This window comes from Rhizobium sp. LjRoot258, from assembly GCF_964254185.1.
Taxonomy (GTDB): Bacteria; Pseudomonadota; Alphaproteobacteria; order Rhizobiales; family Rhizobiaceae; genus Rhizobium.
In genome coordinates this window covers 229,691-248,653 of sequence record NZ_CAXUST020000001.1, presented here as the reverse complement: position 1 = coordinate 248,653, position 18,963 = coordinate 229,691, and the positions used below count along the sequence as shown (strand labels likewise).

The 18,963-nt window shown below is 60.5% G+C and carries 20 protein-coding genes and 1 tRNA gene; 9 read left to right on the top strand and 12 right to left on the bottom strand.

The genetic code is table 11. The features are described from left to right. The first annotated feature begins 42 nt into the window (after window positions 1–42). The 7 genes from ACSQ9D_RS01240 (at window position 43) to ACSQ9D_RS01210 (ending at window position 10,111) form a co-directional block, all read left to right on the top strand. Window positions 43–2,190, top strand: coding sequence for a PAS domain S-box protein (locus ACSQ9D_RS01240; RefSeq protein ID WP_436280838.1), 2,148 nt, complete (start codon window positions 43–45; stop codon window positions 2,188–2,190). Continuing rightward, entirely contained in the window at window positions 2,177–2,614 is a 438-nt protein-coding gene (locus ACSQ9D_RS01235; RefSeq protein WP_037114352.1) for a response regulator, read from the top strand. The genes ACSQ9D_RS01240 and ACSQ9D_RS01235 overlap by 14 nt, the downstream gene beginning before the upstream one ends. Then, window positions 2,607–4,220, top strand: a complete 1,614-nt coding sequence (locus ACSQ9D_RS01230) for a response regulator (protein ID WP_436280837.1) — start codon at window positions 2,607–2,609, stop codon at window positions 4,218–4,220. Before ACSQ9D_RS01235 ends, ACSQ9D_RS01230 begins: the two co-directional genes overlap by 8 nt. Beyond that, complete coding sequence (locus tag ACSQ9D_RS01225; protein WP_436280836.1) at window positions 4,217–5,839, top strand: VOC family protein; 1,623 nt, start codon at window positions 4,217–4,219, stop codon at window positions 5,837–5,839. Before ACSQ9D_RS01230 ends, ACSQ9D_RS01225 begins: the two co-directional genes overlap by 4 nt. A 734-nt stretch (window positions 5,840–6,573) precedes the next feature. Continuing rightward, a complete protein-coding gene (locus tag ACSQ9D_RS01220) occupies window positions 6,574–7,491 on the top strand; it encodes a glycosyltransferase family 2 protein (protein ID WP_368514819.1) in 918 nt (305 codons plus the stop codon). A gap of 68 nt (window positions 7,492–7,559) precedes the next feature. Next, the gene (locus ACSQ9D_RS01215; RefSeq protein ID WP_436280835.1) at window positions 7,560–9,050 is read left to right on the top strand and encodes a lipopolysaccharide biosynthesis protein; all 1,491 of its coding nucleotides are present in this window, start codon (window positions 7,560–7,562) and stop codon (window positions 9,048–9,050) included. Between the two features lie 41 nt (window positions 9,051–9,091). Then, window positions 9,092–10,111, top strand: coding sequence for a polysaccharide pyruvyl transferase family protein (locus ACSQ9D_RS01210; RefSeq protein WP_024313059.1), 1,020 nt, complete (start codon window positions 9,092–9,094; stop codon window positions 10,109–10,111). A gap of 6 nt (window positions 10,112–10,117) precedes the next feature. Here ACSQ9D_RS01210 and ACSQ9D_RS01205 read toward each other — a convergent pair whose 3' ends face one another. Beyond that, entirely contained in the window at window positions 10,118–11,014 is an 897-nt protein-coding gene (locus ACSQ9D_RS01205; protein WP_436280834.1) for a DMT family transporter, read from the bottom strand. A 146-nt stretch (window positions 11,015–11,160) separates the two neighbouring features. Then, entirely contained in the window at window positions 11,161–11,586 is a 426-nt protein-coding gene (locus tag ACSQ9D_RS01200; RefSeq protein WP_436280833.1) for an OsmC family protein, read from the bottom strand. A 238-nt stretch (window positions 11,587–11,824) separates the two neighbouring features. On the opposite strand from ACSQ9D_RS01200, the gene ACSQ9D_RS01195 reads away from it, so the two are divergent. After that, on the top strand, window positions 11,825–12,031 hold the full coding sequence (locus tag ACSQ9D_RS01195; protein WP_037114370.1) for a hypothetical protein: 207 nt from the start codon (window positions 11,825–11,827) through the stop codon (window positions 12,029–12,031). A gap of 134 nt (window positions 12,032–12,165) precedes the next feature. On the opposite strand, the gene ACSQ9D_RS01190 is transcribed toward ACSQ9D_RS01195, so the two are convergent. Then, window positions 12,166–12,570 (bottom strand): hypothetical protein, encoded by a 405-nt coding sequence (locus tag ACSQ9D_RS01190; RefSeq protein WP_037114373.1) that lies wholly within the window; start codon window positions 12,568–12,570, stop codon window positions 12,166–12,168. 243 nt (window positions 12,571–12,813) lie between these two features. Here ACSQ9D_RS01190 and ACSQ9D_RS01185 point away from each other — a divergent pair, with 243 nt between their 5' ends. Beyond that, entirely contained in the window at window positions 12,814–13,056 is a 243-nt protein-coding gene (locus tag ACSQ9D_RS01185; protein ID WP_368514657.1) for a hypothetical protein, read from the top strand. A 253-nt stretch (window positions 13,057–13,309) separates the two neighbouring features. Here ACSQ9D_RS01185 and ACSQ9D_RS01180 read toward each other — a convergent pair. The 9 genes from ACSQ9D_RS01180 to murA form a co-directional block, all read right to left on the bottom strand. Beyond that, window positions 13,310–13,385, bottom strand: a tRNA-Phe gene (locus ACSQ9D_RS01180). A 182-nt stretch (window positions 13,386–13,567) separates the two neighbouring features. Further along, window positions 13,568–13,777, bottom strand: a complete 210-nt coding sequence (gene yacG, locus ACSQ9D_RS01175; RefSeq protein WP_037114440.1) for a DNA gyrase inhibitor YacG — start codon at window positions 13,775–13,777, stop codon at window positions 13,568–13,570. A gap of 18 nt (window positions 13,778–13,795) precedes the next feature. Then, complete coding sequence (locus ACSQ9D_RS01170) at window positions 13,796–14,416, bottom strand: Maf-like protein (protein WP_024313070.1); 621 nt, start codon at window positions 14,414–14,416, stop codon at window positions 13,796–13,798. Between the two features lie 57 nt (window positions 14,417–14,473). Continuing rightward, window positions 14,474–14,692, bottom strand: coding sequence for a translation initiation factor IF-1 (gene infA / locus ACSQ9D_RS01165; RefSeq protein ID WP_003545338.1), 219 nt, complete (start codon window positions 14,690–14,692; stop codon window positions 14,474–14,476). Between the two features lie 118 nt (window positions 14,693–14,810). Next, complete coding sequence (locus ACSQ9D_RS01160) at window positions 14,811–15,287, bottom strand: low molecular weight phosphatase family protein (protein WP_037114442.1); 477 nt, start codon at window positions 15,285–15,287, stop codon at window positions 14,811–14,813. A 5-nt stretch (window positions 15,288–15,292) separates the two neighbouring features. After that, the gene (locus tag ACSQ9D_RS01155) at window positions 15,293–15,766 is read right to left on the bottom strand and encodes a UPF0262 family protein (RefSeq protein ID WP_037114444.1); all 474 of its coding nucleotides are present in this window, start codon (window positions 15,764–15,766) and stop codon (window positions 15,293–15,295) included. A 3-nt stretch (window positions 15,767–15,769) separates the two neighbouring features. After that, window positions 15,770–17,068, bottom strand: a complete 1,299-nt coding sequence (gene hisD / locus ACSQ9D_RS01150) for a histidinol dehydrogenase (RefSeq protein ID WP_436280832.1) — start codon at window positions 17,066–17,068, stop codon at window positions 15,770–15,772. A 36-nt stretch (window positions 17,069–17,104) separates the two neighbouring features. Then, on the bottom strand, window positions 17,105–17,542 hold the full coding sequence (locus ACSQ9D_RS01145; protein WP_436283743.1) for a DUF2948 family protein: 438 nt from the start codon (window positions 17,540–17,542) through the stop codon (window positions 17,105–17,107). A gap of 116 nt (window positions 17,543–17,658) precedes the next feature. Next, the gene (murA, locus tag ACSQ9D_RS01140; RefSeq protein ID WP_024313075.1) at window positions 17,659–18,951 is read right to left on the bottom strand and encodes a UDP-N-acetylglucosamine 1-carboxyvinyltransferase; all 1,293 of its coding nucleotides are present in this window, start codon (window positions 18,949–18,951) and stop codon (window positions 17,659–17,661) included. Between the last annotated feature and the right edge of the window lie 12 nt (window positions 18,952–18,963).

The window sequence follows — 18,963 nt, the reverse complement described above, 5'->3', positions numbered from 1 at the left end:
TTTCCAGAACTAGATGGGCGCACAAAAACGGGAGAGATCCGCGTGCCAGAGCCGAGCCAGGCCGCGAGTGCCGATATCCTTCGCCGGCAACGGCAGTACCGGTTCGTCGTCGTGGCGATCGGTGCCCTCCTCGTTGCGCTCGGGATGATCGTGATCGTCGCATGGATCAGGCAGATCCAACCCATTCTCTCCGTGCTGCCCGGCTTTTCGGCAATGGCCTTGAATACGGCTCTCTGCTTTGCGCTCTCCGGGCTCGGCCTCATCTGCTCCGTTCAATCGGGTCAGCGCAGCCACATGCTGGCGTTCCTGCTCTTCAGCCTGGCAGCAGCAATGAGCGGGCAGCGGCTGATCGAGATTGTCTTCGTTGGAGATCAGACACAGATCATCGAGCACTTTCTCGCCGGGTTGATTGTCGAGCCGGCCTTCACTGCAAGGATTGACCGCGGCATGGCGCCGAATACAGCGGTCATCTTCTTGGTTGCCAATCTCTCGCTCGCTTTCGCGCTGTCTGGCCGCGAGGAACGAGCGCAGCTCGTGCAGGAGCTCGTCGGCTATGTCGTCATCGGCCTCGGCACGGCAGCGCTTGCCGGCTATGCGACGCGGTCCGAGCACGGCTATCAATGGGACAACAGTATCGGCATGGCCGTCCACACGGCGGCCGGACTGGTGCTGCTCGGCTCCGCGATGCTCGCCCGCTCCTGGTGGGTGAAGCCGCAGAGCAGCGGCCGCATGCCGATCTGGTTGCCGGCCGTCATTTGCCTTACCGGCCTTTTCGTCGATCTCTACACGCCGCTTGGCGTGGCAAACGGCATTCTCTACGTGCCTCTCGTGCTGGCCTCCCTGTGGTTCGGCAACAAGAATGCGCCCTTCTCCTTCGCGTTTGCCTGCTCCGTCCTCGTGTCTCTGGGATTCTTTGCGGTCGATCGGGAGGGTGTCGGTTACTGGTACGAGGCCACCAACCGGGCGATCACCATAGCGACGCTCTGGTTGGTGGCCCTGCTGGTCTTCTATTTCCTCCGCAAGAGCAGCAGCCTGAACGCGGAGCGCATTCGCTTCGACAGTGTCACCCGAAACACGCCCAACGCCGTCATCGCCACAAACGCGCAAGGAGTGATCTCGCTGTTCAATCCGGCAGCGGAGGCAATGTTTGGCTATGCCTCAAAGGAGGCAATCGGCCAGAACGTGCGACTGCTGATGCCGGAGCCCTATCACTCCCAGCATGACGACTATCTCGATCGGTACGCCCGGACCGGCGAAAAGCATATCCTCGGGACGACGCGGTCGGTTTCCGGCAGGCGCAAGAACGGCGAGGTATTTCCTCTCGATCTCTCCGTCAGCAGGCTCGCCACGGACACGACCATCACCTTCGTCGGCATCCTCCGTGACATCACCGATCGCGTCGCACACGAAGACCAGCTTAAAACGATGTTCCGTCAACTGCAGGCCTATACCGTGGATCTCGAGCGCAGCAACGCCGACCTCGATGAATTCGCCTATATTGCCTCGCACGATCTGAAGGAGCCGCTGCGCGGCCTGCACAACCACTCGCGATTTCTGCTGGAAGACTATGAAAAGCAGCTCGACGAGGACGGCGTGCGGCGCCTCAATCGCCTCGTTCTACTCAGCCAGCGGATGGAAAAGCTCGTCAACGACCTGCTCTATTTCTCGCGCATCGGCCGACAGCAGCTGGCGGTCAAGCGCAGCGATGTAAATGCGATCGTCAGGGACGTCGTTTCGACGATGGAGCTCTATCTCGAAGAGCGGCATGCGCAGGTTAAGGTCGAGGGTCGCCTGCCCGAGATCGTCTGCGATGCGCTGCGGCTGACCGAGGTCTACCGCAATCTGATTACCAATGCGGTGAAGTACAATGATAAGCCCGAGCCGCTCGTGACGATCGGGCATATCGAGCACTTCACCGGCAAGGACGGAACCTTGGCGCGCGACGTCTTTTTCGTCAGAGACAATGGCAAAGGCATTCCGGCGGAGTTCCACGAGGAGATTTTTCGTATTTTCAAACGGCTGGAAAAGCCTAAGGATTCCGATGACGGAACGGGCGCGGGCCTGACATTTGTGCGCAAGATCATTGCGCGACACGAGGGCGATATCTGGCTCGAATCCGAGCTCGGCCAGGGAACGACCTTCTATTTCACATTGGGCCACAACCGAGAGGACCAGCATGCCACAGCGTGAGACACAGCCGATCCTCATTGTCGAAGACAGCGAGGACGATTTCGAGGCGACGCTTCGGGCCTTTCAGCGCGCAAAATTGAAGAATCCCGTCCGCTGGGCGGCCTCCGGCCACGAGGCGCTGGAAGCTTTGGCGGTCATGACGCCGCGGCCGGGCCTGATCCTGTTGGACCTCAACATGCCAGGCCTCGACGGTCGCAAGACGCTGGAGGCGATCAAATCCAATCCGGATTGGCGCAAGATTCCGGTCGTGATCCTGACGACATCCGATGACGAGGGGGATATCGAAGGATGCTACGCGCTCGGCGCCAATACCTATGTGCAGAAGCCCGTGGACCTCGACGGCCTGTTCGCCGCCATACAGCGGCTGAAGGAATACTGGTTCGAGATCGCGATCCTGCCGGCGGATGGGGACGGCCGTGGCTGACGACTGCGCCATACTCATCGTTGACGACAATGTCGACGATCGCGAATTCTATCGGCGCATGCTCGCGCGCGTGCCCGAAGCCAGCTACAGCGTCCGCGAGGCCGAGAATGGCGTCGAAGGCCTTGCACTGAGTGAACAGAAACGTCCGGACTGCATCCTGCTGGATTATTCTCTGCCCGGCCGCGACGGCATCGGCGTGCTGGAGGAAATCCTGAAGCAGGATCCGACCGCCAATGTCGTCATGCTGACCGGCCAGGGGAGCGAGACCGTCGCCGTCGAGGTGATGAAGGCCGGCGCCCGCGACTATCTGACGAAGGACGCACTCTCCCCGCAAGCGCTCCACTGGTGCATTCAGAACGCCATCATGCACGGCGACCTCGAAGCCAAGCTGGAGCAGAAGCGCCAGTCGCTCGAAATCTTCACGCGCGCCATGGCCCACGATCTCAAAGAGCCGCTGCGCACGATCAAATCATTCAGCAAGATCCTGCAGGTTTCCCCGACGCTATCCGACGAGGACCGCGAACTGCTGCACTATGTCCTCGGCGCCGCCGACCACATGGAAGACCTCATCGTCAAGGTTTCCGGCTTCACCAAACTGGAGGTTTCGGGCGAGCTCGAAATGAAGCCCGTCGCGCTTTCGACAGCGATTGAACGGGTGGAGAGCAATCTTCGCGAACAGATCGCCAATTCGAGGGCGTCGATCTCCTATGGCGATCTGCCGGAAGTGATGGGCGATGCCACCTTACTGGTGCAATTGCTGCAGAACCTCGTTTCGAATGCAATCCGTTATTGCGCCGACCGTCCCGAAGTCCGTGTCTCCGCCGAAAGCGATGGTGCCATATGCCGCCTTGCCATGCAGGACAACGGTCCCGGTGTCGACCCCGAACACCGGGAGGTCATCTTCCAGCCATTCAAACGGCTGGTGGGCCGCGGCGTCGAAGGCACCGGGCTTGGACTTGCCATCTGCCGGCGCATTGCGCAACTGCACGGCGGCGCAATCTGGTGCGAAGGCAAGGAGCCGGTCGGATCCACCTTCATCGTCGAGCTGCCGCTTGCCCGGCCTGCTGCCACTGCTTCGACAACTGTGCCGGATGGGCAAGGCGCCAAGGCGGTACCCCCGGCCGAAGGATCGTCCAGACTGGCCGAGGTTCTTCTCGTCGAGGATAGTCCGGCGGACGTCCAACTCCTGAAGATTAAGCTGATGCAACGCGCCAAGGTCAGCTTCAACCTTCACGTCGCCGCCAACGGCCGCGACGCAATGCGCCTTCTGCAGGAGCGCGCGACCGCCGATGGCGAGCCCGGGATCGACCTGATGCTGCTCGACATCAACATGCCGATCATGGACGGTTTCGAGGTTCTCGATGCGCTTTCGGCAGACACGCAGCTGAAGAGCATCCCCGTTTGCATCCTGAGCACCTCCAGCGACGAAGATGACATGCAGCGCGCCAAGAGCCTCGGCGCAAGCGCCTACATGATCAAGCCGCCAACCCTCCAGCAATTCCGGGAGGTCTTGGACGGACTGGACCATTTGGATTTGCAGCCGCGCGGAGATGGCCTAGTACTTTATGCGGAACATTCGAGGCAAACTCCAATTATGATGGCATGACGTTTATACTCGCACTGATTCTGGCGCTCACGACGCCTTCCAAGCCATCCGGACTGTACTCAATGGTATCTGGCATCCATCACGTCACGCTCCTTACCCGCAAGGTGCAGGCAAACGTGGACTTCTACGCGGGGTTTCTTGGCATGCGGCTGGTCAAGCAGACCGCCGGTTTTGAAGATGCTACACAGCTTCATCTCTTCTATGGGGACACCGTAGGCAGTCCCGGGTCGCTCGTGACCTTCCTGGTATGGGAGGACGGTTCACCCGGTCGCGTCGGCCACGGCCAGATCGGTGAGCTTTCACTGGCGATCGATCCTGCCAGCATCGGATATTGGCTCACCCGCTGCATGAGTTTCGGGCTTCGCTCGGACGGTCCGGCCGATGAGTTTGGCGAACCCGTTCTGCGCCTGAAAGATCCCGACAACATCATCATCAAGCTCGCCGGTGCCCGCGATCTGAAATCACCGGTCGCATGGGATGGCGCGGGCGTGCCGGTCGAGCACGCGGTTCAACGGGTGCGCGGCGTTACCATGCTAACGGAGAAACCGGCCGCAAGCCGTGACTTCGTGGAGCACCATTTCGGCTACCGTTTCCAGGCCAACCACGGCAACATCGACCGGCTTGTCTCGCAATCGGGCGATATTGTCGACATCAGGAATGCCCAGGGCTTCTGGTCTGGCGCGCCGGGCACCGGGACGGCCGATCACGTCGCGTTCCGCGCCGCCGACGAAAAGCAACTTCACAAGGTCCACGATGCACTGAAGGAGGACGGCGCAGCGGCGACGAACCTGCACGATCGCAAATACTTCGAATCGCTCTATGCCCGCGAGCCGGGAGGCACGCTGATCGAACTGGCGACAGACAAGCCCGGCATGACGGTGGACGAGCCGCAGCCCACGCTCGGCACAAAGCTCTTCGTTCCCAAGGATCCGATCACCGACCTTAAGGACCTAAAGGTCTTGCTGCCGCAGTTTTCGATGCCCGGCGAGCCCCGCGTCAACTATCGCGACCTGCCCTTCGTGCACCGCTTCTATACGCCGCCGGACCCTGACGGCAGCGTCTTCGTGCTGTTGCACGGCTCGGGCGGGAACGAGACGACGCTGATGCCCCTCCTGCACGAGGCTGCCCCGCGTGCCACGCTGCTGGGCGTGCGCGGACGCGCGACCGAGGAAGGTATTCCGCGCTGGTACAAGCGCATCACGCCGTTCTCCTTCGATCAGGACGATATCAAGAGCGAAGCCGAAGCCTTCGCCGCCTTCATCGAAGGCGCCGTGTCGTCATACGGCCTGGATCCGAAGAGGATCGTCTATGTCGGCTATTCCAACGGCGCGAACCTGCTCAACTCGCTCCTCTATCTGCATCCGAACCTGGTGCACAAAGCGGTTCTGTTGCGCTCTATGCCGGTCCTGAAGACGTTTCCACACGCCGATCTAAAGGGCACCGATCTTCTGGTCATCAGCGGCAAGACGGATGCTTACGGCAAGTATGCCAGCGAGCTCGAAACGCGTCTGAAGCAATCGGGAGCGACCGTCGATTCGGACGTCATCTCGGGCGGACACGATCTCGGCGACGCTGACGTTGCGATCATACAGAAATGGCTGTCGCAGCAAATCAACTGACTTGTAGGTGCCTCCAAGCGAGGCGGCCAAGGCGTGCGATTCGCCAGGCCGCCTCAACGGAGGCATCGTCGCCGGGTGCGAGCACCTGCGGTCGCTTGCCTTTCAAGTACGCTTCCCCCGATGCTCAAGGCCTTCCGCAAACCCACGTCTTCGTGTTGGCCCAGAGTAGCAATTAGGACTGCGCGACGTCCTCGGCGAACAACCGTCTATTGATTCATCTGAAGCGGGCAGCAAACAAAGGCCAAACGACCCTTCAGGGGGTGAAATCCTATTTCATCTCGTATCTGGACAGTGATCGCCGGGCGCTGGAGCTATCGATTATTGCCAACCAGAAGGATACTTCTGTTTATTTCTACCTGGATCTGAAGGAGCCTGTATCATCTATTACAACGCGTCCATTGTAGAAATAGACCGCCACTAGCTATCTAACATATATACTATATATCTTAACAATCTTACACAAACTCTCCATTGAGAAACTAAAATAACATTTAGGAGTTAATGATATAGAATTTTCATAGATTAATTTTAATTATTCTTTCCATACAAGGCCGCAACATAACGTAGAATCTATATTTATATTAACTTCATATCTACTTAAGGCAAGAAATTACCACATTCGTCTGCGAACTGCTCCAGCTGTTCTATTTTGCTGCACCGCAAAAATCCTCCTTGCCGTAGCGGGGTCCCAGCCCTATCCTCGCTTCGACATCGATCGCAGAAGGGGAAATTGAATGCCTCCTCGGCCCGTGGACATCAGCCTGATCATCTCGTCGAGAAATCGGGCCTATGGACTGACGAACTGCCTGGATGCCGTTTCTGATGCCGCCCGCCAGGCAGGCTATTTGAGACTTGAACTGGTCTTCGTGGACAATGGGTCCACAGACGAGACGTCCGAGGTCGTTCGCCAGTGGGCGTCGACCGCGCCGATCAAGACCAACCTGATCTACGAGGCCAAACCGGGCCTTGCCGTCGCACGCAATGCGGGGCTTAACGCCGCCAGGGGCCGCATCCTCGCCTTTACCGACGACGATTGCGAGATCTTCCCCGACTATTTCAGCACGCTTGCGGCGCTTTTCAGCTCGGATACGGAGATGGTCATGCGCGGCGGCCGGATCGAGCTCGGCGATACACGCGACCTGCCGGTGACGATCAAGCCCGAGATGGAACCTGCGGTACTGACCAGCGACCTGCATGCCGGCGGCTTCGTTCATGGCGCCAATATGGCGTTTCCCTATGCGCTGGTCGAGAAGATCGGCCTCTTCGATACTCGCTTCGGGGCCGGGTCGCCGTTCCGCTCCGGCGAGGACACCGACTATGTACACCGCGCGTTCAATGCCGGTGTGCGTGTCGAATATCTGCCGGATTTTGCCGTCAAGCACTTCCATGGGCGTCGCGAGCTCGCGGACATCAAGCGCCTCCAGACCGGCTACGCCTTCGGTAACGGGGCACTGTACGCCAAATATCTCTTCGATCGCCGCTCAAACATGCGCGGCATGCTGCGTTGGGAAATCCGCCAAGCGGTCATGGAAGCCATGGGGCGCCAAAAACTCAACGAGGAACTTGGCCTGACCTACCGCAGCCAGCTTCGTGACAACCTTACCGGCATGCTCGCCTATTGGCGGGCGCCAAAGGCAAGGCAGCCCGCCTGAGGCAGCCGCAACGCCGCCAACAGAACCAACGCGCAAGCCTTTGCGAGCCAAATTCGATTGGATAATGCATGGCCGATACGGCAATTGCCCACGCCGAGCTTAAGAAAAAAACCGCGCTTTCCGTCTTGTGGTCGGTCATCCGGGTGGCCTGGAGCACGATCGCAACCTTTGTGATCTTCGTCATCCTTGCGCGCATTCTCGGCCCCGGCGATTTCGGCACCTTTGCGCTTGCAAGCCTGTTCGTGGAAATCGGCCGTGTGCTTGCCTATGCTGGCCTCGGGGATGCTGTTACACGCCAGCTCGATCTCGACGAGGAGCTTGCCGACACCGCCTTCTGGGCGACGATCGCCTTCAGCGGCATCGTTGCCTCGCTGGTGTTCTTCTTTGCGCCCTATTACGGCGATCTGGTGCGCGATCCGTCCGTTTCCGGCATTCTTCGCTGGCTCGCACCGCTGCTTCCGATTTCCTCGCTGGCGGTCATCCACAATGCTCGCCTCGCCCGTGAATTTGGCCACAAGAGCCTCGCCGGGCAGGCAATTGCCGCGAGCCTGCTGTCCGGCATCACCGCCGTCGTCTGCGCCTTTCTCGGCTGGGGCGTATGGGCGCTCGTCGCACAGACCGCAGTCAACGCCGCCGTGACCGTGCTGCTCGGGTGGTTCTACTACCCCTGGATGCCGAAGTTTCGCTTCAACGTCACGATGTTCCGCTCCGTCTTCCTCTTCAGCATCAGCCTCGTCGTCACCCAGCTGATGTGGATGTTGCTTGCCCGCGTACAGGATATCTTCATTTCGCGCTGGTTCGGCCCGGTCGAAGTCGGCCGTTATCGCATTGCCTGGCGGCTGATCGAGCTGATCGGCCAGGCGGTGCTTGCGCCGATCGGCAGCGTCTCGCTCGTCACGCTGTCGCGCCTGCAAAATGACGCCACCGCCTTCCGAAATGCCTACAACAAGATCGTCGGTGCAGCCGCGCTTGGCACCATTCCGCTGCTGCTCGGCTTCGGCGCCTTGTCCAACGACATGATCGCGCTGCTCTTCGGCAACAAATGGGGCAATGCCGGAGACATCGCAACCGTGCTGGTGCTGATGGCGGTTCCCTTCGTCATGAACTTCTTCGCCTCATCCGCGCTCTCTGCGGTCAACCGGGCGGAATCGATCCTATCCGTCGCCGCCTTGCAGCTCGTGACGACGCTGATCCTGACCTGGCTGCTCGTCCCCTACGGCGTCGTTGCAGTTGCGGCGGGCTATACGCTGCGTGCCTGGCTGACGATGCCGTATCAGCAATATGTCCTGGCACGATACGCGCACATCGACGCCAAGAGCACGCTGAAGGCCGTCGCCCTGCCGTTCTGCGGCGCTGCACTCATGGCCGTCTGCGTCTGGTTTGCGCATCCCGTCATCCTGGCGCACGTTCACAACCGCTGGCTGGCGCTCGGCCTTGGCATCGGCCTTGGCGGAGCGATCTACCTTGCCTTCCTGCCGATCTTCGGCCGCTCGGTCATCCGCCCCTACATCGCACTCGCCATGTCCCTCAACCCATTCCGCAAACAGGCCGAAGCATAGCCGCTTGCATGGACCACTTGTCCGCAAACAAGGAGCATTTAATGGAATCCAATATTACGATCATCAACCGCCTTCAGGGCGTGATCGCCAATTGCCTTTCCGATCTCTTTGATCCCTCCGAGCGGTTTGCGCTTCTCGACTTTCCGAATCACTACAACATCGGCGACAGCGCAATCTGGCTCGGCGAACTTGCCTATTTCGACGGCAAGCGCACGCGCCCGTCCTTTGTGACAGAAATTCCGACGTATGATGAAGGGCGCATGCTGGGCACGATCGGCAGCGGTCGCATCTTCCTGCACGGCGGCGGCAATTTCGGCGACATCTGGGCCGGCTATCGCCAGTTTCGTGAAGGTCTGCTCAACAAGCACAAGGGCCGCCCGATCGTGCAGATGCCGCAGACGATCCACTTCAAGGAGCAGGCCAACATCGACAGCACCGCGCGCGCGATCGAGCGCCACGGCCAGTTCACGCTTCTCGTCCGCGACCAGCGAAGCCTGGAATTTGCCCGGCGCTGGTTCCCATGCGAAACCCGCCTTTGCCCCGACATGGCTTTCTGCATCGGGCCGGTCGCTCGCCCGGCGGCGCAACATGAGCTGCTGCTCAATCTGCGCGAAGACCAGGAAGTCGGAGCCGCACAGGACCTGACCGCTGCAACATTGCGTCCGGGCACGGTAAAGTCGGACTGGCCCGACGAGCCTGCCGATTTCCAGCGCCAGACAAAGCGTGCCGCCATTTTGAAAGGCCTGCTGACCGGCCGCATCGGCGGTCGGGCGCGGATGACCGAGCTTGCCTATCGCGAACGGGCGCAGCAGCGCTTCGACCGCGGCGTCGCCCTGCTCAGCTCGGCGCGCCAGGTCATCACCGACCGCATGCACGGTCATATCATGTGCGTGCTCCTGGGCGCCGATCATTGCGTTCTCGACAACAGCTACGGCAAGACGAGCAGCTTCATCGAGGCGTGGGGCACCTGCAACAGCGACAAGGCAGAGCTTGCCTCGACGGTCGACGAGGCACTCGCCATTCTCGACGCACGCCGGGTCGCCCCGGCAGCGGTCGCCTGATTGAAATCAGCCTCGCCGGGCAACCAGAATCCCGGCGAGCACCACAACGCCGCCGATCGCCTGCATTGGCCCGATCGGTTCGCTGAGCAGAACCCAGGCCAGAATTGCCGCCACGACGGGCTGCAGCAGCAGCGTCAGTGACGAGAAGGCCGCCGGCAGGTAGGCAAGCGCATAGGCGATGGCCACCTGTCCGCCCGCATGACTGACGAAGGCGAGGCCGAAGACGATCGCCCACCCATAGGCCGTCGGCGGCAGCATGTGGCCTTCGTAGAAGAATCCGAGCGGGAAGATGCAGACAGCGGCCGACGCGGTGCTCCAGAGCATGATCCGGACCGTATCGAAGCGGCTGCGCAGCTTGCCAATCGCCAGGATGTAACCCGCATAGAACACGGCTGCGATCACCGCCACACCATCGCCGCGCAGATCGCCATTGCCGAGCGCTGCGGGACCACCCTTCAGGATGACCACGCCGGCGAGCGCCAATACGAGGCCAAGAACGAAGACGCGGGTGACCACTGCGCCGAAAAGGAGAAGTCCGATTATCGTGACGAAGACGGGGGCAAGATTGGCGAGCAGCGTTGCATTGGCCACCGACGTCATGGTGATGGAGAGATGCCAGGCGGCAAGATCCATGGCGAGGACGACGCCAGGCAGGATCAGCAGGGCATAGTCCGACAGCTTTTCGGGCTTCGGCCCGGCATCCTTGCCCTTGGCAAGCGAGAAGATGAAGATCGGAATCAAGGCCAGGGCCACCCGCCAGAAAGCCGTGGCCATCGGCCCGACTTCCGACAGCCGCACGAAGATTGGCGAGCCGCCGATCGCCGCGCCGCCGAGGATCAGGGCGGCAAGCGCAAATCGGTTGGACGTGGGGGTTTCGGCGATGGTGGAAGCGGCCTGCGACATGACCCTCGATGCTTTCTCACCGCCTCAAGGCTGGCGGCGAGCATCGGACCTATCAGACGCTGTGGCGGGCGTATAGCCGATGAACGACGAGGGCAGGCAAAAGCGCAATCTTATTGCCCGCCGATGCGAATTTGCAGCACCGCCGCTCAGCTCGAGATGATGGTCGAAAATTCCGGCGTGCCACGGATGGTGTTGCTGACCGTACAGATCTCCTCCGCCGCATGCGCGATCTTCAAACGCGTTTCCTCGTCGAGGTCGCCCTTGATCGAGAAGGCGATGTTGAATACCTGCACGCGAGACGGCCCTTCATTCGCCTTCTCGCCAGTGACGTCGGCGGTAATCTCGGTGATCCGGTCGAGAATGCCCATCTGGCTCGCAGCAATGCGCGCGCTCAGTACGAGACAGGCCGACAGCGACGCATAGAGGAGATCCAGCGGATTGAAGCCGGGCTGCGAGGCGCCGGTGACGATATCGAGTTCACCCTTGGTGGGCGAGGTGACATGCGGAAAACCGGTACGACCGAGAACGGCGGTTGCGCCAACGGGACGTGGACGGGCCTTGAGATCGGCCATGGGAAAATCCTCTGGTGATGAATAGCCGATCGTAGATAGGCATTTTGAATGTTCACGGCAACGTGCTTCTGTTCCAGCGGCGGGAGGAAAACAAACCGCCCCAGGTGATTCGGTCGGCCTCAATTTGCCCGCTCGTCAACCTCAGTTTCCCATCCCGATTTCTGAGGATAGCCCCACGCCAGCTTCAAATGGCAATATAAGGATGCACTAAAACAGAAACGACTCATTGGAGTTATCCATGCGAGCACTTGCGGCTGTTCCTGTTGCACCCAGCGTCATCATCGATGCCGAACCGTTCGGCTATGTCAGAAAGGTCTACGTCGACGACGAGGCCTGCTGGGGCCTGTTCGATTCCGATGGCGACGTGATCTTCGTCGGCGATGCGGCCAGTGATTGCCACACCTATGCGGCCAAGGAACAGATCCGCATACAGATCATCCATTGAAGCTCTGCGCGATGTCCGCGCAAGGTGACGCGGGCCTGGCACGAACCGGCATCGCACCCAGCACGTAAATTTGCGCCAATGGAGACCGTCTGGCAAGGCGATCACGCCCTGCCAAACGTCGCATTGGACTGGTATCAGCGGTAAGACGGCGCCGACGGTGTGACCACCACCTTCCCGTTGGAGAAGATGATGAAGGCGAAGAGCAAGACGCCTGCGAAAGTGATAATCGACGCAAGAGCGACAAGCGGCTCCATGGCCGTGTTGCCCTGAAGCATGAGGTAGAGTGACGGCACCATCAAGGCGATGCCAGCCGTGTACACGTAGTACTGGATCATCGCGAGGCGCTTCTCGGCCCTCTGGGGATTGAGCGCATGGTAACCGCCAAAGATCGCCATGGTCACCCACCCCAGCAGATTACAGTGCGCATGCGCGCCGATGACGCTATGATCCTGTGAAATCGCCATGTTCAGACCCATGACGACGCCGACGATCAGAAATATGACTGCGGTCTTGAAGTATAACTGCGAGATGCGTGGCATAGAGTATCCCCCTCCGATTGCTCCGATAGTATTATCATTGCGCAATAGAATTGAGAATGGCCGGCCTTCGGAGATTTAACCTTCGACAAACTATCATGTTACCATCCGGCGACCCCATCCGCGAAGCGGCATTGCCGGCGCGTCGCGGAGGCGACACAGCCTCTGACCAGTAGCGTATTTTTAAGCACTTCCTTAAACTCATCTCGACTATTCTGCCTCGTCGGCACATTCGCGGAGAGCGAGATGAGAGACATCTACAAACCCTTTGTCGCCAGCGATGACCCCGACCGGGACATCCGCTGCCAGGACGCCCTGCAGTTCGCATTTCGCGATCTCGTCGCGGCATCGGTCGAAGCAGGCTGGAGCGAGCACGAAGCGCTTGAGGCCATCATCACGCTTGCGGACGACAGCCTCAGGCGTATCGGCGCCAATGACGACGCCCAGGCGCTGCTCGATGTGCTACGACGGATGGCCGCCACCGCTTAGACAGGCTGGGCAAAACCGGCTGATCTGATCGGCCGCGCAGGGAGACTCCGTAGCTATCCTCGACGAAAACTGTTCGGCTGCTGCAGTATTCAGTTCGGCGATCAGTTGCGTGGCATGTTCCACCGCATTCTTCAACGGCGTATTGAACACGTCGCCTTGCTGAGAAATGCGGCCATGGCCGTGCAACGCAACGCGACGAGAATTGGCTGAAATAAGCGAAGCGCGACTAGATTGTATCTGCTTGGAAAAGTGGTGGTGCCCAGAGCCGGAATCGAACCAGCGACACGCGGATTTTCAATCCGCTGCTCTACCAACTGAGCTATCTGGGCTAACCCGCTTCGCAGATGTTCTTTCCCGAGAAAGTACCGGGGGCCTTGGTTCGCCCCGGAAGCGAGCGGGGTTATAGCATCTTGTCCGGACATGGCAAGCGCCAAATGACAGTTTTTTGAGAAGCCTTTGAATTTTCCAGATTCATCAACGATTTTAAGGGCTTCGCCCGTGGAAAACGAGCCTATTCCTCGTCCTCGTAATCCGCCTTCGCCTCGTCGTCGGCAACGGGGATGGCATAGGAGCCGGAGAGCCAGCGCGAAAGATCGACTTCGCGGCAGCGGTTCGAGCAAAACGGGTAGTGTTCGCGGTGGGATGGCTTGCCGCATTCCGGGCAAGGGTGTGTCTTGCGCAGCGGTTCCACCTTCGCAGCTGCTTTCTTTTCTTCAGACATAAGCGGTCCCTTCGAGGATCAGCCCTCGGGCCACCGGCTATGCACGTCAAAGCCTTCGCCGGTCAGCAAAAGGATGGTTTCATAAAGTGGCAGACCGACGACATTGGAGTAGGAACCAACCATCTTCTGCACAAATGTGCCGGCCAAGCCCTGGATGCCATAGGCGCCGGCCTTGCCGCGCCACTGCCCGGAGGCGAGGTAGTTTTCGATCTCGAAACCGGAGAGGCGCTTGAAGCGAACCTTGGTCTCGACAATCTTCTGGCGGATCTTGCGGTCGGGTGTTACCAGGCAAACGCCGGTGTAGACCCAGTGGCTGCGGCCAGACAAGAGATACAACGAGGCCGATGCCTCATCCGCAAACTCGGCCTTCCCCAAAATGCGGCGGCCGACGGCGACAACGGTATCGGCGGACAGAATATAGCTGCCCTTCCACATCATGTCGCCCTTGATGGCAGCGAGCGCCGCCTCGGCCTTTTCCGTTGACAGTCGCCGCGCAAGCGAGCGCGGGTGTTCCGACTTCTTCGGCGTCTCGTCGATGTCCATCGGCATCAGACGCGAAGGCTCGATCCCTGCCTGGTTGAGCAGATCGACGCGGCGGGGCGAGCCGGAAGCCAGAATGAGCTTGTATTTCAGCGCCATGGAACCTCGACCACCGGAAGACGAAGAAAATAGCCTTTCGAGCCTTTGAGGCCAGGCCTACTTGAAGCGGTAGGTGATGCGGCCCTTGGTGAGGTCGTAGGGAGTCATTTCAACGAGAACCTTGTCGCCTGCCAGAACGCGGATGCGGTTCTTGCGCATACGGCCGGCCGTGTGGGCGATGATCTCGTGTTCGTTTTCGAGCTTTACGCGGAAAGTCGCGTTCGGCAAAAGCTCGGTCACGATACCCGGAAATTCGAGGACTTCTTCTTTAGGCATATAGTGGTTTTCTTCCTGTCGGTTGAGATGACGGCGGCAGCCGCCCCAAATTTTGCGCGGAAACTACACAATCAACGGGGGTTTGTGAACCTAATTGATCGCGTTTCTGTCATTTGTTTCACGCCGATTGCGCGGCGATGGTATTTCTTCTAACCAGCCGGCTCTCGATGAGTTCGGTCAGATGATCACGGACTGCCCGATAGCTGTCCAGAATCTGCTCTCGTGTGCCCTGAACGACGGTCGGATCCATGGTCGGCCAATAAACGACTTCGATGGCATTTGACCGTGTCAGCTCCAGCGCGGCGTGGTGCGCTGGCGGCGAGAGCGTGATGATGAGATCGAAGTAGTCGTCCTCGAGCTCCTCCAGCGTGTGCGGATGATGCCGACCGAGAGAAAGTCCGATCTCCTCCAGTGCTACGTCGACGAAGGGATCCCGCTCCCCGGCGCGGACGCCGGCAGATTTGATGTAGACGTTCGCCGGTAGCATGCTGCGGGCGATCACCTCGGCCATGGGGGAGCGGATGGCGTTCATTCCGCACATGAACAGGATGGCGCCCGGCCTTGTCCCCTCGCCTGCCTCGACCGCGGGTTCCATCGCCGTCAGCCGCGCCAGTAGAGCACGCAGACCAGCGTAAACAGGCGCCGGGCAGTGTCGAAATCGACCTCGATTTTGCCATTCAGACGGTCCCTCAGCGTCTGCGACCCCTCGTTGTGAATGCCGCGCCGTCCCATGTCGATCGCCTCGATGCGGCTCGGCGAGGCCGAGCGGATTGCCTCGTAGTAGCTTTCGCAGATTAGGAAATAATCCTTCACGATACGGCGAAACGGGGTCAGCGATAGAATGTGGGTCGCGACGGCACCTCCGTCCTCGGTCGTGATCGCGAAAACCAGCTTGGAATCGACCAGCGAGATATTCAGTCGGTACGGGCCACCGGGATGGCCGATGGGGGCGAAGCTGTTTTCCTCGACGAGGTCGAAGATAGCGACCGCGCGCTCGTGCTCGACGTCGGGCGTCGCTCGGCCGATGGTGTCGTCAAGGACGACGTCGCAAAGCCGGAAGTCGCCCGCTGCCATCTCTCACCTTTCCAGATTGAGGCGGATCGCAACCGATCGCGCATGCGCGTCCAGCCCTTCGGACACCGCGAGCGCAATGGCAGCGGGGCCCAGCGTGCGGAGTTGCTCGGGACCGAGACGTAGGATCGAGGTGCGCTTGACGAAATCGAGCACGGAAAGACCGGAGGAGAACCGCGCCGAACGTGCCGTCGGCAGAACGTGGTTCGAACCCCCGACATAGTCGCCGATCACTTCAGGCGTGTGGGCCCCGAGGAAAATCGCGCCGGCATTGCGGATACCAGACAGCAGCGCATCCGGATAGGCAACGACAAGCTCGAGGTGTTCAGGCGCGATCCGGTTTGCCAACGGAATAGCGTCCTCCAGGGACTTCACGAGAATGATCGCGCCAAAGTCCCGCCAGCTTGCGGCAGCGGTCTCGGCGCGATTGAGCGTCTTCAGCTGCCGTTCGACGGCTGCTTCTACCGACTTGGCGAACTTGGCGTCATCGGTGGCGAGGATCGCCTGTGCGCTCGCATCGTGCTCGGCCTGCGCCAGGAGATCGGCGGCGATCCAATCCGGATTGTTGTCCTTGTCGGCAATCACCAGCACTTCCGAGGGACCGGCGATCATGTCGATGCCGACGGTGCCGAAGACCTGGCGCTTGGCGGCGGCAACATAGGCATTGCCGGGACCAGTGATCTTGGCGACAGGCGTGATGGTTTCTGTGCCATAGGCAAGTGCTGCGATGGCCTGCGCGCCTCCGAGCCGGTAGATTTCGGTGACGCCCGCAAGCTTGGCGGCAGCAAGCACGGCCGGGTTGACGGCACCGCCTGTTGCAGGAACGGCGATAACGATGCGATCGACACCGGCGACCTTCGCCGGCACGGCATTCATCAGCACCGAACTCGGATAGCTCGCAGTGCCGCCCGGCACATAGAGGCCGACCGCCTCGATAGCCGTCCAGCGGGAGCCGAGCCCGACGCCCATGTCGTCCTCGTAGATATCGTCCTTCGGCAGCTGCCGACGGTGATGCGATTCAATGCGCAGGGCCGCGACCTTCAACGCACCCAGAACTTCGGGAGGAACCGCCTCAATGGCGGCGTCGATCTCGGCCTCCGTCACGCGCATCGGCGTCACGGCAAAATCGATCCCGTCGAACTTCTTCGAATATTCGGCAAGCGCCACGTCGCCGCGCGCCCTGACATCATCGATGATGGTGCGAACGACCGCGTTCACGTCTTCTGAAACTTCGCGCTTGGTCGTCAGGAAGGCGGCAAACCGTTGCTCGAAGCCTTCCGATGCCTGATCCAGCCAGATTGCCAATGCGATATTCCTCTTTGATAACAGACGAACCAGATCTCAAGCGCCGGGATGACGCGGTTTGGATGCGGTTTCCCACGCCCCGCCGACATCCGCAAGCTGAACCTCGACGCACTCGACATCCAGCGCAATCGTTGCCGTGCCCGATAGCGCCAGCTCAACCGTGCCTTCCGGCCCCTCGCCTTTCTGCTCGAAGCGGATGGCCAGCAGCGACAAGACTTCATCGCCGTTCTTGCGATCGATGCCGGTCGAACGCACCGCAAGCACGCGCTTGAAGACGACAGCTGCGCGACGGCGTTCGAAACCCTTGCGCTTCTTGCCGGCTTCCTCCCACACGAAGCGGTTGACGGCGACCGAGAACTGACCCTCGCGCGGCGACCAGGCGATATCGGCGATCTTGAAGACGCTATCCTGCAAATGCGCAGAGACGACGGCAAGATCCTCGCTATCGAGCGCAACAAGCCTCAGATCGGTCATGCAGGCAATACCCCATCGCCAATGCATCGCCGGAATGGCGATGCGTCTGACAACGGACATAAGGCGCGGCAACGCAATTCGCAACCGGCACAAAGGGCGAAGTGACGCCCTTTTAACTACTCGCTGACGCGCTCGACGATGGCGCCGCAGCGGGTGAGCTTTTCTTCCAAGCGCTCGAAGCCGCGATCGAGGTGATAAACGCGGGACACCATCGTCTCGCCTTCGGCAGCAAGGCCGGCGATGACGAGCGAAACGGAAGCGCGCAGATCGGTCGCCATGACTGGCGCACCCTTCAGCCGCGGAACGCCCTCGATCTTCGCCGTCTGGCCAGACAGCGAAATCTTCGCGCCGAGACGCGCCAGTTCCTGCACGTGCATGAAGCGGTTTTCGAAGATCGTTTCGGTGACATGCGAGATGCCGGTCGAGCGCGTCATCAGCGCCATGAACTGCGCCTGCAGATCGGTCGGGAAGCCCGGGAAGGGATCGGTGACGATATCGACCGGCTTGATGCCTGCGCCATTGCGGCGGATGCGCATGCCGTTGTTGGTCGGCGAAATCTCGGCTCCGGCGCGGCGGAGCGTTTCAAGCGCCGTGTCGAGGAGCGCGGCATCGGTGTTCTCAAGCGTCACATCGCCGCCGGCCATGGCAACGGCCATGGCGTAGGTGCCGGTCTCGATGCGGTCCGGCAGGACGCGGTGACGCGCGCCGGAGAGCGAGGTGACGCCTTCGATTGTGATCGTGCTCGTGCCGGCGCCGGAAATCTTGGCGCCCATGGCGTTCAGGCAGTTGGCGAGGTCGACGACCTCAGGCTCGCGGGCGGCGTTGCCGATTACGGTTGTGCCGCGGGCAAGCGTCGCTGCCATCATCATCACGTGCGTCGCGCCGACCGATACCTTCGGGAAGGTGTAGCGGGCGCCGATTAGGCCACCCTTCGGAGCGGTCGCATTGATATAGCCGCTGTCGATCTCGAGGTTCGCGCCAAGCGCGGTCAGGCCATCGAGGAACAGATCAACGGGGCGCGTGCCGATGGCGCAGCCACCCGGCAACGAGACGCGGCACTGGCCTTCGCGCGCCAGAAGTGGGCCGATGACCCAGAAGGAAGCGCGCATCTTGGATACCAGCTCGTAGGGAGCGGTGGTATCGACGATGGTGCGGCAGGTGAAGTGGATGGTGCGCGAGTAGGAGTCTTCCTGGCGCTCGCGGCGGCCGTTGACGGCAACATCGACGCCGTGATTGCCAAGGATGCGCATCAGAAGCTCGACATCGGCCAGATGCGGCACGTTTTCGAGCGTCAGTGTATCGCTGGTGAGCAGCGAGGCGATCATCAGCGGCAGGGCGGCATTCTTTGCGCCGGAAATCGGAATGATGCCGTTAAGCTCATTACCGCCGACAATTCTAATACGATCCATGTGCGCTTACGG

Coding starts and splice junctions, on each gene's coding strand:
- ACSQ9D_RS01235 (WP_037114352.1), top strand. CDS start 2,177: ATGCCACAGCGTGAGACACAGCCGATCCTCATTGTCGAAGACAGCGAG.
- ACSQ9D_RS01225 (WP_436280836.1), top strand. CDS start 4,217: ATGACGTTTATACTCGCACTGATTCTGGCGCTCACGACGCCTTCCAAG.
- ACSQ9D_RS01220 (WP_368514819.1), top strand. CDS start 6,574: ATGCCTCCTCGGCCCGTGGACATCAGCCTGATCATCTCGTCGAGAAAT.
- ACSQ9D_RS01215 (WP_436280835.1), top strand. CDS start 7,560: ATGGCCGATACGGCAATTGCCCACGCCGAGCTTAAGAAAAAAACCGCG.
- ACSQ9D_RS01210 (WP_024313059.1), top strand. CDS start 9,092: ATGGAATCCAATATTACGATCATCAACCGCCTTCAGGGCGTGATCGCC.
- ACSQ9D_RS01205 (WP_436280834.1), bottom strand. CDS start 11,014: ATGTCGCAGGCCGCTTCCACCATCGCCGAAACCCCCACGTCCAACCGA.
- ACSQ9D_RS01200 (WP_436280833.1), bottom strand. CDS start 11,586: ATGGCCGATCTCAAGGCCCGTCCACGTCCCGTTGGCGCAACCGCCGTT.
- ACSQ9D_RS01195 (WP_037114370.1), top strand. CDS start 11,825: ATGCGAGCACTTGCGGCTGTTCCTGTTGCACCCAGCGTCATCATCGAT.
- ACSQ9D_RS01190 (WP_037114373.1), bottom strand. CDS start 12,570: ATGCCACGCATCTCGCAGTTATACTTCAAGACCGCAGTCATATTTCTG.
- ACSQ9D_RS01185 (WP_368514657.1), top strand. CDS start 12,814: ATGAGAGACATCTACAAACCCTTTGTCGCCAGCGATGACCCCGACCGG.
- yacG (WP_037114440.1), bottom strand. CDS start 13,777: ATGTCTGAAGAAAAGAAAGCAGCTGCGAAGGTGGAACCGCTGCGCAAG.
- ACSQ9D_RS01170 (WP_024313070.1), bottom strand. CDS start 14,416: ATGGCGCTGAAATACAAGCTCATTCTGGCTTCCGGCTCGCCCCGCCGC.
- infA (WP_003545338.1), bottom strand. CDS start 14,692: ATGCCTAAAGAAGAAGTCCTCGAATTTCCGGGTATCGTGACCGAGCTT.
- ACSQ9D_RS01160 (WP_037114442.1), bottom strand. CDS start 15,287: ATGGAACCCGCGGTCGAGGCAGGCGAGGGGACAAGGCCGGGCGCCATC.
- ACSQ9D_RS01155 (WP_037114444.1), bottom strand. CDS start 15,766: ATGGCAGCGGGCGACTTCCGGCTTTGCGACGTCGTCCTTGACGACACC.
- ACSQ9D_RS01145 (WP_436283743.1), bottom strand. CDS start 17,542: ATGACCGATCTGAGGCTTGTTGCGCTCGATAGCGAGGATCTTGCCGTC.
- murA (WP_024313075.1), bottom strand. CDS start 18,951: ATGGATCGTATTAGAATTGTCGGCGGTAATGAGCTTAACGGCATCATT.